The organism is Alteromonas sp. H39 (genome assembly GCF_047556435.1).
Lineage (GTDB): Bacteria > Pseudomonadota > Gammaproteobacteria > Enterobacterales > Alteromonadaceae > Alteromonas.
In genome coordinates this window covers 724093-738430 of record NZ_CP180210.1, presented here as the reverse complement: position 1 = coordinate 738430, position 14338 = coordinate 724093, and the positions used below count along the sequence as shown (strand labels likewise).

Annotated in this window: 11 protein-coding genes and 2 pseudogenes; 4 read left to right on the top strand and 9 right to left on the bottom strand. The window is 49.9% G+C overall.

Annotated elements, in window-relative coordinates; all coding sequences use genetic code 11:
• Nucleotides 1-117 precede the first annotated feature (117 nt).
• On the top strand, nt 118-1005 hold the full coding sequence (locus ACLBLI_RS03140; RefSeq protein ID WP_414829709.1) for a DUF3530 family protein: 888 nt from the start codon (nt 118-120) through the stop codon (nt 1003-1005).
• A 151-nt stretch (nt 1006-1156) separates the two neighbouring features.
• Nucleotides 1157-1480 (top strand): hypothetical protein, encoded by a 324-nt coding sequence (locus ACLBLI_RS03135; protein ID WP_414829708.1) that lies wholly within the window; start codon nt 1157-1159, stop codon nt 1478-1480.
• A gap of 98 nt (nt 1481-1578) precedes the next feature.
• Here ACLBLI_RS03135 and ACLBLI_RS03130 read toward each other — a convergent pair whose 3' ends face one another.
• Nucleotides 1579-1833, bottom strand: a complete 255-nt coding sequence (locus ACLBLI_RS03130; protein ID WP_414829707.1) for a hypothetical protein — start codon at nt 1831-1833, stop codon at nt 1579-1581.
• A 12-nt stretch (nt 1834-1845) separates the two neighbouring features.
• Here ACLBLI_RS03130 and ACLBLI_RS03125 point away from each other — a divergent pair, with 12 nt between their 5' ends.
• Nucleotides 1846-3207 (top strand): AmpG family muropeptide MFS transporter, encoded by a 1362-nt coding sequence (locus ACLBLI_RS03125; protein ID WP_414829706.1) that lies wholly within the window; start codon nt 1846-1848, stop codon nt 3205-3207.
• 517 nt (nt 3208-3724) lie between these two features.
• Nucleotides 3725-5914, top strand: a complete 2190-nt coding sequence (locus ACLBLI_RS03120; RefSeq protein ID WP_414829705.1) for a response regulator — start codon at nt 3725-3727, stop codon at nt 5912-5914.
• A 52-nt stretch (nt 5915-5966) separates the two neighbouring features.
• Here the strand turns inward: ACLBLI_RS03120 and ACLBLI_RS03115 are convergent, their stop codons facing one another.
• The 8 genes and pseudogenes from ACLBLI_RS03115 to ptsP all read right to left on the bottom strand — a co-directional run bounded on the left by ACLBLI_RS03115 (nt 5967) and on the right by ptsP (nt 14320).
• On the bottom strand, nt 5967-6923 hold the full coding sequence (locus ACLBLI_RS03115; protein ID WP_414829704.1) for a diguanylate cyclase: 957 nt from the start codon (nt 6921-6923) through the stop codon (nt 5967-5969).
• Nucleotides 6920-7942, bottom strand: a complete 1023-nt coding sequence (locus ACLBLI_RS03110; RefSeq protein ID WP_414829703.1) for a response regulator — start codon at nt 7940-7942, stop codon at nt 6920-6922. The genes ACLBLI_RS03115 and ACLBLI_RS03110 overlap by 4 nt, the downstream gene beginning before the upstream one ends.
• A gap of 9 nt (nt 7943-7951) precedes the next feature.
• Nucleotides 7952-8785, bottom strand: coding sequence for a thymidylate synthase (locus ACLBLI_RS03105; RefSeq protein ID WP_414829702.1), 834 nt, complete (start codon nt 8783-8785; stop codon nt 7952-7954).
• A 9-nt stretch (nt 8786-8794) separates the two neighbouring features.
• Entirely contained in the window at nt 8795-9610 is an 816-nt protein-coding gene (gene lgt / locus ACLBLI_RS03100; protein WP_414829701.1) for a prolipoprotein diacylglyceryl transferase, read from the bottom strand.
• A gap of 3 nt (nt 9611-9613) precedes the next feature.
• Nucleotides 9614-10420: a sulfite exporter TauE/SafE family protein gene (locus ACLBLI_RS03095; RefSeq protein ID WP_414829700.1), complete on the bottom strand. Its 807-nt coding sequence runs from the start codon at nt 10418-10420 to the stop codon at nt 9614-9616.
• Nucleotides 10421-10484: 64 nt separating this feature from the next.
• Nucleotides 10485-10844, bottom strand: a pseudogene (locus tag ACLBLI_RS03090) (methyl-accepting chemotaxis protein); the annotation flags it as partial.
• 216 nt (nt 10845-11060) lie between these two features.
• Nucleotides 11061-11678: pseudogene (locus tag ACLBLI_RS03085) on the bottom strand (PAS domain-containing protein); the annotation flags it as partial.
• A gap of 350 nt (nt 11679-12028) precedes the next feature.
• Nucleotides 12029-14320, bottom strand: a complete 2292-nt coding sequence (ptsP, locus tag ACLBLI_RS03080) for a phosphoenolpyruvate--protein phosphotransferase (protein ID WP_414830892.1) — start codon at nt 14318-14320, stop codon at nt 12029-12031.
• Between the last annotated feature and the right edge of the window lie 18 nt (nt 14321-14338).

The following is a 14338-nucleotide window of genomic DNA, read 5'->3' as shown; positions in this document are numbered from 1 at the left end:
TTGATCGTCACTGCCACGGCGGCGCTCCCGGCATCAAAAACCACGATTTTGACTTTAGTTTCCTGATTCAGAGACGATAAGAGTAAAGTATCGCGTTAGCGCAATTCAGAGGCAGCTTTGAAGCATTTTCTTTTCACACTTTGTGCACTTGTCACTTTTCTCGGTCTGTCAGGTAAGGCAGCGGCAAGTCTGCGTGTGGAAGACGTTGCCAGACAGTTTTTCCCGGAAGATTATGACACGCTGCTGGTTGGGGATATATCGGTTCCTATTTTATACTCTGAATCCACCCTGCCACTTGCGCGTGGGGTTATTGTTATTCTGGTCAACGAGGGCAATCAGGCGCTGAACCTGGCGTCAGCCAGTGAACTGGCAAAACAGCTGAATGACAAAGGATGGCATACGCTGATTAGCCCCTCACTGCTGGTAAGCGGGACGCCTTCACAAGCGTCTGAAACTGCAGCCCCTGACTCGGGCGACGAGAACACTGACGGCGCTGCCGCAACCGTGACCACGCTACACCCGATGCAGGACAGCCTGACACCTGCCGTAAACTTCGAAGCCTCCAAGACACAGACTACGTTACTGATGGGCGTGATTTCTAACCATATCAGCTCACACAAAGGTTTCAGAATCGTCATTGCCAGTGGCATGACGGCTGCGCAGGTACTGAGTGCCGCGAATGACGGAACGATAGCTCCCCCTGACTCTCTGGTAACGCTGGTACCGTTCTGGCCACAACGGAAAGTAAACGAGAACATTCCAGGGTATATCGCACAAAGTGGCTTTCCCATCTTAGATATCAGCCTGCCAGACGTAACCCCATGGGAAGCCATGACCACAGCAGAACGCTCACACGCGGCAAAAACTGCACTTAAGCTGCAATATCGTCAGCGTCGCCTCGGTTCTATGTCCACGCTCACTGCCACCGGTCAGGCTGCCAACACGCCTTTTGTGAACTGGTTAAGTAGTGAGATCTACGGCTGGATCAGTCACTTAGGCTGGTAATTCAAAGGCTGTTAAGTCAAACTTAACCCTCTCTAAAGATTTTTTTCCTAGAAAATTCATTGTCCTCCGACTAATTTGTTAGAGTGACAACGCAATCAGTAACAGCCCCGACTATACTAAAACGAAGATAAGGCAAGCAGGCAGTAATCCCGTGAAAGTTGAACCCTTCATCAAACATAAGGCCCAGCAGCTCTGCTTCTATCTGCGGGCATTCTGGGAAGGTGAGCTCCCGTTCAGCGAACTTGAGTTGTTCTTCTGGGACACGTTAGAAGAATGGGCACAAGTCGAATACTCACTGGAACATCCTTACACCCAAAGAGAACGTGTATTCTGGCATTTGCTTCACCAGACTCATTACTGGCCTGAAGAAAAGCTAAAGTATGACAATTATCTGGTGGAAGAACTGGCAAATTGCACACTGTATCTTGAGGGTAAAGGTATCTGCCCGTTTGACTGCATTGGCATTCGCCCCTGAAACGCAATGCTATACTCTTTTGCCAGCGGCTGTTAACCCTTCTTTCGCGCCTTCAAATACTCCACTTTCTTATTTACTGCGATACCTCTTCTTTTCCCCTAACGCTGACGGCGCTTATACCTGAATAAACTTTGCGCAGGCTGCAGGGACCACGAGACGCTTTGGGTATTGTTGTTGCCAACAACGTCGTCATCGCTACGTACCTGCTTCTTTGATGAGGACACATGCTCCAACGGCACGTAGCGTTCACTTTCCCCCTCATCCCACAACACGCTTCTGCCAGTTACCATTGAGGCATCACGGACAGGTTGCACCCAGTCCGGATACGTGATCCAATACAGTAAATTTGTCATTGGTTTTGTATTTTGCTGCATACCCTAAAATCTTTTCGTGACCGGCGTTTACTCAGCGTTTTTCTGTTTGGTATTTCCAGTGGCTTTCCGTGGGTCATGATTGGTTCAGTCATGTCAGCCTGGCTTAAAGATGAAGGCTTGTCGCGTTCCGCCATCGGGTTGTTCGGCGCTATCTTTGCGGTCTATTCAATTAATTTTCTGTGGTCACCGCTACTGGACAGAGTAAAACCGCTCTGGCTGGGTCAGCGCCGTGGCTGGATAAGTCTCTTGCAATTGGGTATCGCCCTTTGCTGTGTGGTTATGTCGCAGTTTAATGCGCAGCTCGCCCTGTTCAGTATGGCAGTTACCGGACTGATACTGGCTGTGTTCTCCGCTACGCAGGATATCGCGATTGATGCCTATCGCATCGACGTAATCAAAGAGGATGAAAAAGACAAACTGTCTGCAGCATCGTCGCTTGCAACCGCGGGTTGGTGGACCGGTTATGGCGGACTCGGCGCCATTCCGTTTTTCATGGCTGACAGTTCCGGCTGGTACTGGCCTGAAATCTACCTGATGCTGGCCGGGATCATGCTGGTTCTCACCGCAGCCACCTTATTTGCTAAAGAACCGGATGTCGATCGGGAGGCTGCGCATCAGGAGGCAATTGGCAGATACAACGCCATGTTGGGTAACCGTAAGCGTACCCTGCTTGTCAAACTCACAAGCTGGATCATGGTAACGCTGGTAGAGCCGTTCCGCGACTTCTTCACTCGTAACGGCATAAAGATCGCGCTGTCTATGTTGCTGTTTATCTTTCTGTTTAAAATTGGCGAAGCCTTTTTAGGCAGAATGAGCATTGTCTTTTACAAGGAAATTGGCTTTACCAATACAGAAATAGGCAGTTTATCCAAACTGCTGAACTGGTGGGTGACAATTGTCTTTTCCCTGATCGGCGGCATGGTAAATATCCGTTACGGTATCTACCGGGGCCTGATGATAGCTGGCATTGCCATGGCGGCATCGAATCTGATGTTTGCCTGGATGGCGCAGGCCGGCCCCAGCAAGGTATTGTTTGCCGCGACCGTCATCGTGGATGGCTTTACGGCGGCGTGGAGTGCCGTTGCCATGGTGGCTTTCATCTCACTGCTGTGTAACCGGGCATTCAGTGCATCCCAGTACGCGCTGATGGCATCCCTTAGTGTGGCGGGACGAACATTACTGGCGTCTGGCAGCGGATTTATCGTTGACAGCCTTAACGGTAACTGGAGCGCCTTCTTTATTCTTACAGCGCTGATGGTGATCCCCAGTCTGTTGTTCTTACGCGCTATCCGGCATCACGTCATCAGGCTGGAAGCGCAGACTGCCCCGAAGGTTGCTGTGACTGACAGCTAATGAATCGTCTTGTCCGGCCTCTGGCATGTTCCAGGCGATTCCCGCTGCTAACGGGCAATCACACAACCAGCATATGCGACGGCAGCGGTGACTGGCGGCGAATGAATCACGTTATTTGCGGCCTGAAGTGTGTGCCAGGTGACTCTCGCCACTAACGGACTGCCATACGACCCACACTGGCGACCGCAGCGATGCCTCTTTTGCCTGATGTCATGCGCAGAATGCCAGCATGGCAGGTCCATGCCAGTAGTTTATTGGCATCAACGTGGAGACCTCATGGCCCGCTGAACGGCAATGGATTGTTTATTTTCAAAGAATCACAGCAAGAGTGGCAAACGGCGCCAAATACTCCTATCTTCTATGGAAGGTGGGCATTTTTTCAGGACGATCCGCACAGTGGAGTAATCTTAACATCGGGTGCATAGTCGATAATGGCAACCCGCCAGGTTATTCAACACGTCAGCCTCATGCGGTTGACATAGCAACTGTGTGAGGTGGTACCAGGTACGGACGCAACATGGATTCTAGCGACAGGCTTCGCAAAACAATTACCCGGACATACGTTACTGCATTCTCGGTTATCGCCTTATTGATGACGGTCTTTTTCGCGTACTCCCAATTTAACTCTGCCTCCAATGCCATATTGCCTGCCGTGATAAATAAGGCCGGCATGCAACGCATGCTGTCACAACGTATTGCGTTAATAACGCATATGCTTGTTAACCAACAGCCACCTGGCCAGCACGACGCTCTTAGAAACGAATTGCGGGAGCGTATCGCTATGTTTCTGGAAAATCACGCGATCTTGACGGGCGCAGTCGTGTATCAGGGTGAAGTGCTCACGCTGAGTCCTGAATTAAAGCAGCACTATTATGATGGACTAACCTCTCTGGATAACATGGTGAAACAGTATGCTGCGCGCGCTACGCGCATATCGGAGTTACCTCTGGCTGAACTGTCTGAAGCTCAGCTCCCTTCCGCAGCACAAACTCTGCGCTTACTGGATCGTCTGGACAGAGCGGTATTCCTTTACGAGTCGATGCTGAACGAGCGCCTCAACAGAGAGCGTTGGGCGGAAGCACTGGTATGGTTAACGATGTTATTAGCCATGCTGGGTTCGGTATTTTTTCTCTTTCGGCCACTGGAAAATATCGTGATCAAACAGTTCATGGCCAGAGAAGATGCGCAGCGAGCTGCGGAGCGTGAGCGCGCAAATGCAGACATGGCACACCAGGTAAAAGCCGACTTTCTCTCAAAAATGAGTCATGAATTTCGCACCCCCATCAGCGCCATGATAGGGGCACTGGAGCTCATCCCCAACATGCGCTCAAAACAACATGAGCTCATACAGCAAGCCGAGCAGGCATGTTACCGCTTGTTAACCATGACCAATAACCTTTTGGATATCATCGGCGTGACCAGCCAGATGTCGTCGTCAGAAGAAATGCAGTTCGATCTCGTTAAACTGATGGAGGAGTGTATCGCTCCGGTTTCGGCGCTTTGTCGCGCCAAGCAACTGGAGTTCAGTATGCGATGCCACTCGTCACTTCCCCACTATGTTAAAGGGCATCCGCTGGAGATGAATAAAGCGATAAAGAATGTGCTGGATAATGCCGTAAAGTTTACTGAGAAAGGTTTTATCGGGGTGGGACTTGAGGTAGAGGTACTTCCGGGAGAGTTCCTGCTGACAATCTCCGTCACCGATACGGGCATAGGCATTGAAGAGAGCCACCATGAACGCATTTTTGAGCGCTTCTATCAGTGTGAAGTGAGCCCGAACCGTCAGTACACTGGCGCGGGTATCGGGCTGACCGTAGCGCTGCAACAATTGCAGAGTATTGGTGGCAACATCACACTATCCAGTCAGGTTGGGGTAGGCTCTGAATTTACGATTACCGTTCCTCTGAAACCTTGCAAAGAAAAAGCAATCCCGGTGGAGGCTAAAACGAATGCCACCTTTGCCATCGTCGATGATCTGGAAATTAGCCGGCAGTACCTGAGTAACTTGATAACAAGCGAGGGGTTTAAAGCGGAATGTTTTAAATCTGGTTCAGAGCTTCTCGCACGGCATGAGCAGATGCTCGGATACACCGCCATCATTGCTGATTTTTACATGCCGGGCATCAGTGGTGTAGAGCTTGCCAGAACTGTCTCTGCGATTTTTGGAGAGAAAACGCCGCCGTTAATCATGATGTCGGCAACACCGGAAATCGCCAACATTATCGCCAACAGCCAGATTTCAGCCTGGCAGGTATTTCTGAAGCCCGTTGACCGTGCGCGGTTCATTGATACCCTCAAACAACTGGCGTCTCCCCGATATGAACGAAACAGTATACCCAGTGGGAGACGGATCCTGGTAGTGGAGGATGAGCCCATCAATGCAGAAATTATGAATGACATGTTGCACAACCTTGGCTATCAGCCCATGGTTGCAAAAACTGGTGAGGAAGCGCTGGTGAGCCTAAGAAGTCACACATTTGACCTGATGCTGCTGGATATCAACTTACCGGATATGAACGGGCTGGATGTAGCTAAAGTAGCGCGTGAATCAGGCCTGGAGCTCCCAATTGTGGCAGCCACGGCCAATGCGTATGAATCTGACAAAGATGCGTCCCGGCAAGCCGGCATCCGATATCATCTGGTAAAGCCAATCTCTTATCAGGAGCTCAAAAATACGTTAAAGCTTGCCCTATCGCTACATGCATGACCTGAGTTCTGTCGACACTGATAGCACACAGTCTGGCGATCGTTGCTGACTATTACAGACGTCGGATCCGATACTGGTTTCTGCCGTTCTGCTTCGCGTCGTACAGCGCCTGGTCAGCCAGTTCAAGCCACGCCATGGACGAGGTACATTGATTGCTGTATTCCGCCAATCCAAGACTGACGGTAAAGCTGATTTGCTGCCCCTCGTGCTCGACCGGCGTTTCTTCAGCCTGCTTGCGGATCCGTTCGGCCACTTTCTTAGCCCCATCTTCCAGCGTGTCTGTGAGTATAATGGCGAACTCTTCACCACCGTAGCGTCCCGCCAGATCGGTTTCCCGCACGCAGCGCTTAATCACGCTGGCCAGTGACTGAATAACCTTGTCGCCGGCCTGATGACCATAGGTATCGTTTACCCGCTTGAAGTGGTCGATATCCAGCATCATGGCGGTAATGGGTTTACTGCGACGTTTGGCCAGCTTAAACGTGTAGTCGAAGCGCTCCTGCCAATACCGGCGATTATACAATCCGGTTAAGCCATCAACCCGGCTCATGACTTTCAGTTCGTCATTAAGCCGCTCAACCCGGCGCTTACCCAACGCCTGATCGGTAACGTCATAAACCAGCATACACATACGCTCAACTTCGCCGGTTGAAGAAGTAAGCGGGAACATAGTGACATTCTGATACATATGATCAGAGTCAGACGTAATTGGCCGGTTGCTGCCAAAACGAAACAGGTGTGCGCGCTGCTCCCAAATCACAAACACTGGCGTTTTCAGAGAAAATACCGGATCGGCTTTTGCGCGCAGCCACTGTTCGTCGATTTCAGGGAAGTGACCAAATAAAGAAGTTTCACAAATCCGACTGGGTAGTATGCCGGAATGGTTTTCCATAAACTGATTCCAGACCTCGACCCTGAAGTCTTTATCGAGTACGACTATCCCCACCTCGATAGAGCTGAGCAGTTCATGCTGCCAATGCATTCTGGCAAGTTCCGAGGGTACGGTCATACGCCTTCCTCCTCTTCAACCAGCCGGGAATAAATTCTTTCCATCGCTTCGTCCGGGAACAACAGCAACAGATCAAAGCGGATATCCCGGCTTTTTATGGCATAACCGATTTCAACGGCCATGATTTTGTTCCAGCGAGAGACGCTGCCATTCAGAAGGGCATCCAGGCCCTGATGTCGACCCAGCAAAATAGGATGGGAGTGACTAAAATGGACATTAAGCTGATCGGAGAGTGCATTTAAACACGCGCCAATCAGAATGTTGGACACATCCATCAGTGCTTCAAGCTCCAGTTGCTGCGAAGCCTGTGAGGAATCGTACCGAAGCAGTTCGACGATATTCGCGGCATTGGTATCATTAAAAATTACCAGTGCCTCGCCTTTTATGCCAGCGTTCATGAACCCTTTTGATACCGCCGAAACGCTTTCATTGTGGTTAATTTCCGCAATGGCCATATGCAATTCATTTGTTTCAATAAGATTCACATTGGGTATAGGCAGATCGATAAACTCGCCCATCAACTTTGCCAGGTTTTCACCGGCTCTACCCATGGCCACATTCACCAGCTCACGATACGCGTCCAGCTTATCTTCGGTACTTGCAGCCTGCTCCGTAGCCACCGGCTCTGCACGCTTTTCCGCCTTGCTGTCGCCACTGTAAATACCGTATTGGTTCAACAGCGATGTCAGCTTGTCGTTATCAATCGGTTTACGGATGAAGTCGAGCGCTCCCATAGCAACCATTCGATCACGGGCCTCGGGCTGTACATCTCCAGACACCACAATGACCAGACAGGGCAAGTCCTGCTCGCGAATAATTTTCATGGTCTCGTATCCGTCCATTACCGGCATGTTGAGATCCAGAAACATAATGTCGCCTTTGCCTTCGCGGATAAGGCGTAATGCCTCTTCACCGTTTGCCGCAAAAGACACGTCCACGTCCCAGCTGTCAGGAATAGCACGAGACATTTGCTTACGTGCGAAGCTGGAGTCGTCACAGATCAGTACTGGTGTCGTCATAGTCTGACCCTAGATCGCTACTGGAGCTTTGATATGAGGATGTGACTGATACCCTTCCAGGGAAAAATCGTCGAACGTAAAGCCAAAGATATCTTTCACCTCTGGATTAATTTTCATAACCGGACGCGGGAAAGGCTCACGAGACAACTGGGTTTCTACCTGCTCCAGATGATTGGAGTAAAGGTGCGCGTCCCCCAAAGTATGAATAAACTCGCCCGGTTCAAGGTCGCAGACCTGAGCCACCATCATCGTCAGTAATGCATAACTGGCAATATTGAACGGAATACCTAAGAAGATATCCCCACTTCGCTGATACAACTGGCAGCTCAGTTTGCCATTAAGTACATAAAACTGGAACATCGTGTGACACGGCGGTAGCGCCTGCTTACCCATGGCGGCGTTTTCTTTCGGCGAGTGACTGGTATCAGGAAGTACTGACGGATTCCAGGCGCTGACAATCAACCTGCGCGAATCAGGGTTTGTTTTGATTTGCTCGATAACGTCGCTAATCTGATCTACCGTGGTGCCGTCGCCGGCGTCCCAGGAACGCCATTGATGCCCATAAACCGGCCCCAATTCGCCGTCGTCGGTGGCCCACTCATCCCAAATAGACACACCGTTCTCTTTGAGGTAGGAAATATTGGTGTCGCCTTTAAGAAACCACAACAACTCATGGATAATTGACTTCAGGTGGCACTTTTTGGTGGTCACCAAGGGAAACCCCTGTGCCAGATCGAATCGCATCTGATAGCCAAACACGCTCAGCGTTCCGGTGCCGGTACGGTCTTCCTTTTTCACGCCGTTATCTCTGACGTGTCGCATAAGTTGCAAATATTCTTTCATGACGTATGTCTATTTCGTTGTAGTTTTTGTGACAGTTTTCGCATCCTGGCGATAAGCTCGGATTATCAACCATACCCCCAGAACTATCATTGGCAAACATAAAAGTTGCCCCTGACTTAGCCCCATCTGGTATAAGCCTATGTGTGCATCAGGTTCGCGGAAATATTCTACAATGAAGCGGAAGCTTCCGTAACCCAATAAAAATAATCCGCTGACAGCGCCTACCGGACGAGGCTTGGCAGAATACAGCCACAAGATAACAAACAGCAATACGCCTTCCAGCGCGAACTCATAAAGCTGAGACGGATGGCGCGGCTCTCCACCAGCGCCCGGAAAGATGATAGCCCAAGGCACATCAGTAGTTCGGCCCCACAATTCGGCATTCAAAAAATTACCAATACGGCCTGCGCCTAAACCGATGGGAACCAGCGGAGCAACAAAGTCGCCAACTTCCAGAAAGCTGGCCTTCATCCTTCTGGACTGCCAGTACAGGGCCGCCAGCACCCCAAGTAAGCCGCCATGAAACGACATACCACCGCTCCATATTTTGAACAGATAAAGTGGATTTTCCAGAAACATACCGAACTGATAAAACAGCACATATCCCAGGCGACCACCAATAATGACACCGACAAACCCCCAAAACAGCAAGTCACTGAGTTGTTCTTTTGACCAGTTGGTGTTTTCCAGTCGCTTGTGGGCCAACAGATAAGCCGCTATAAAGCCAACGAGATACATCACACCGTACCAACGTACACTTAGCGGACCGAGACTAAAAATAATCGGGTCGATATTAGGGAAAACCAGATAACTGCTGTCTGTCATGAATTACTCTATTCCTGAAATCATTCGGATACTGACGATGACCAGTAAGATCGCCAGAATCATCTTTAAAACCCGCGTATTCGTTTTCTGCCCAAGCTTGGCACCAAGGTTCGCGGTAAACATGGATGTCGCTACAATACCAAAAGTGGCGGGCAGGTAAACATATCCTATCGACCAATCAGGCAATCCGGCGCGGTTCCAACCAGCAATAATAAAGCTTGCGGTACCAAAAACAGCAATAAATAAGCCGCTGATTGCGGCACAGCCAATGGCGTGGCGCATGTTCACCTGAAACCATAACAGCATTGGCACCAGCAACGCGCCGCCACCGATGCCCATTAACGCACTGATCACCCCGGTTATTGAACCTGATGTAACTAAAATGGGTTTGGTATACGTGAATCGGGAGGCTTCCCGCTTCCCAAACAGCATTTGGGCTGCAATAAGTATTACCAGCGTCGCAAAAATGTTTTTCAGCAGATGTCCTGATATATGGCTGGCAATCTGGGCGCCAACGATAGCCCCCGCCGCAATGCCTATTCCAGTGATAATAACCAGTTCTCTTTTAAGATTACCGAGTTTGTAATGTGCGCGTGCGGATGACGCACCAGTAAATATGATGGTTGATAACGACGTTGCCACCGCGATTGGCATGACAGTATCGCCCGACAGGGGTAACAGATGTACCATCAGATAAGACAGGGCTGGCACAATAATTAGCCCACCACCAATACCCAGCATGCCAGCAAGCAAACCGACAACTGTCCCGATAGCCATACAGCTCAGGAAAATGATGATGGTAGGATCCATTAGCGCGCCCTTATTATTTGGCGCGTAGCGTATCATAAAGCAGCGCGCAAATAATCGACTTTTGCTACTGAATAAGTTGTTTTACTGCCGTAACCAGTGCCTGGATGCCGGATTTCACCTGCTCCACACTGGAAGATACCGATGATACTGCCTGTTGCCCTTCGGCAGCACTTTTATCGATATCGTCCATTTGTGCGTTAATATCATCTATCAGCGTCGCGTTGGTATTCACTACATCTTCAATATCTTTGGTAGCTTCACTGGCCCGCCCCGCGAGTGTCCTGACCTCATCTGCCACAACCGCAAAGCCTCTGCCTGCCTCACCGGCACGCGCAGCTTTAATAGCGGCATTAAGCGCCAGCAGATTGGTTTGCTCAGCAATGCTTCTGATGGTACCAACGATATTACGAATATCGGTTGATTGCGCAGCAAGTTTTTCACTACTGCCATTTGCCTGGATCACCTGCTCGCGAATGGCCGCAGAAATCTGCTCAGCAGAGGATAGTGACGCGATGGCATCATCAGTATATTGCGAGGTTGTTACTGAGGTTTCGGTAGCCAGGTCGATAGCATTATGCGCCACTTTGACCCGGGGCGTGATGTCTGAGGCGAATTTAATAATACGCTCAACTTTCCCCTGATGGTCCCGAATAGGATTATAGGTGGCTTCCAGCCAGACTTCTTCAGCATTGCCATTTATTCTGCGAAAACGACCTGACTGAAAACTGCCGTTGGCCAGCGATGTCCAGAAATCAGGGTTAGCTTGATAGAATTTGCTGTCGCAGAACATACGGTGATGTTTGCCAACAATGTCATCCAAAGACACTTTCATGGTCTTAAGAAAGTTATCGTTAGCGTCCAGAATATGACCATCCGTGGTAAAGGTAATGACCGCCATAGACTGATTTAACGCCGTAAGTAGCGCTTCGTTTTCAACGGCTTTTGAGTGCTCTTTTGTGATGTCAGTCGCAAGCTTAACGATACGTAACACCCGTCCGCTATTGTCGGTAACCGGAAAGTAAGAGGCTTCGAGCCATATTGTATTTCCTGCTTTACCCACACGTTCGAACTGACCCTTAAACGACTCTCCGTTTTTCAGGTCACGCCAGAAATCACGATATTCCTGAGAATTCACCAGTTGCGGTTTGCAGAAAATTTTATGGTGTTTACCCACTACATCTGTCCGGGGGTACCCCACCACATTAAGAAAGGCGTCATTAACATCGATAACCTGGCCATCCAGATCAAACGCAATCATTCCCACGTTGTTGACGATGGCGAGAAAGTTTTTCGATACGTTCCTCGGAGAGGGGGTCGGATTGCGTTATGACTTCCTGGACTTTTTTCCCAAACAACATGGCATATTCCTTTATGATGCGTTCAAAAAAGTATATTACGGTGTGAAGGGAAGTACGAGTTAAACTTATCATACAAGTGTATGGATTTAACGAAAGTCAATATTATTGCTTTTAAACGAACTGGCTATTAACTACCCTGAAAATCGTACGTTGCCCATGAAATAAGAAAAATGTACCTGGCTTCTTAACCCATTTACGCCGTTTGCAGCCACTAAAAAACAGGGGATCGCTTTTAAGCCTGCTTCTTCTATCAGGAACCGGCTCTTACCAGGCCTCCCAGCCCCTTTTCTTCCAGGTACTGATTAATGTGCTCAAACACCTGGTCTTGGGAGTCTGATGTCAAAGCACAGGAAAGCAGCCCTTTACATTCCGGCAGACTAACATTTCGGATAAGCCAGTTTATCTTGCGAAGGTTAAACGCATTCATACTGAGTTTACGATAGCCCATCCCCAGCAGCAGGATGGCACCACCAGGCTCTCCGGCAATTTCACCGCAAACCGTCACCGGCACCTGATTCTGATTAGCTTGTTTGACGATATCGTACAAGGCACTCAATACGGCGGGATGGTAAGCATTATAGAGACTGGCTACGCGGGTGTTGTTGCGATCTACCGCCAGCAGGTACTGGGTTAAATCGTTACTTCCTACCGAAAAGAAGTCTACGTGACGCGCCAGTTGTGGAAGCTGATACAGCACGGAAGGTACTTCCAGCATGATTCCCAGCTTGGGCCGCACCAGACGCTCCCCGGTCTGCTGAACCTCATCGCTGATTTCATAAAACGCCTGATCAATAAGACGCCGTGCTTCCTGCACTTCTCCCACAGAAGAAATCATTGGCAGCATAATTTGCAGATTCGTCATGCCGATGCTGGCACGAAGCATAGCGCGTATCTGGACAAGAAAAATTTCCGGATGGTCCAGCGTCAGCCGGATCCCGCGCCATCCCAGAAACGGGTTTTCTTCATTAATGGGAAAGTACGGTAACGGTTTGTCGCCCCCGACATCCAGGGTACGCATGGTAATAGGTAAATCGGGCGAAGACTCAAGCACCTGACGGTATAACTGCACCTGCTCTTTTTCAGAAGGGAAGCGCTCTCTCAGCATGAACGGAATTTCAGTGCGGTAAAGTCCGATACCATCGCCGCCTGCACCAACATGCAGTTCCACTTCAGCCGACAGCCCGGCGTTAATATATAGCGCTACGCGGCAACCATCTGATGTCTCGCAGGCTTTGTCACTGTCGGCATTGATACGCTCTGATATCGCATTTTCTTCTTCAATGAGCTGAACAAATTCATTGCGGATATTGCGTTCCGGCGCAACAATGACTTCACCGGAATACCCATCCAGTAGAATTTCTTTCTCTTCAAGCAATGCCGGTGAGACGTTCTGACATCCCATGACTGCCGGTACGCCCATGGCTCTGGCCAGGATCGCAGCATGCGAGTTATTAGAACCGCGTATGGACAAGATACCTTTGAGCTTATCGCGCGGAAATTCAGCCAGCATCGTGGCGGTCACCTCCTGCGCTACCAAAATACTGTCGCAAGTGGCCTGACGCTCGACAATGGTGTGGCCGCGAGATTCGATTAGTATGTTTGTCAGGATCCGGTTTGAAAGATCAACAATGTCGATGGCGCGTTCCTGCATGTACGGATCTTCCATCGCCTCAAAACGCGCCGCATAGCTTTCTACTACCATTTTCAGAGAAGACGCGGCGTCCCACCCTTCTCTGATTTTGGCCTCAACTTCGCGTCCCAGGCTGTTCGCATCCAGCAGGTGATGATAAAGCTGAAAAATCGATTTCACATCATCGGGAATGTTTTTATCAAGCCGACCGGAGAGGTTATCGACATGCTCGCGGGTAATTTCCACGCCTTTGCGATAGATCTGTATTTCTTTGTCAGCGTCGTTGGTATGACGCACCACCCAGTCGCGCAAGTCAATTTTACGCTCAGGCGCAAACCCGACACCAATGGCCAGACCGGGCGAGCCGGCTATACCGCGCACGTTTTTCTGTTTGGGGAGGTAGTCCAGCGATGTGCTGTTAGTTAGTGCCCCCCTAATTTCAGCATTAGTGATTTCCAGCGCTATCTGTGCCGCCAGCGTCACCAGAAAGGCTTCCTCATCCTCACTGAATCGCCGCATGTCCTGCTGCTGCATGGTGATAACACCAAGCACTTTACGCTGATGGATAATTGGCGTACCTAAAAACGCGTTGTAATTTTCTTCTTTAACTTCGGGGTAATGTTTAAAACGAGGATGTTGGTGGGCATTCTCAATATTCAGGGGCTCTTCACGTTGCCCTACCAGGCCAATCAACCCTTCGGAAAACCCGATACGCACCTGCTCCACAGCGTCAGGATGCAGGCCGTCTGTAGCTTTAAGGATAAATTCCTGATTGACATAATCAGCAAGATAGATGGAGCAGGAGTTCACCTGCATCGTTTGTTTGACGCGGGTAGCCAGGCGGAACAAGGCTTTTTCCAGCTGCGGGATTTGGTTAATCTCCTGCACGATGCTTTTCAGCGTCGTCAGCATATTCCCTTTACCGGCGTC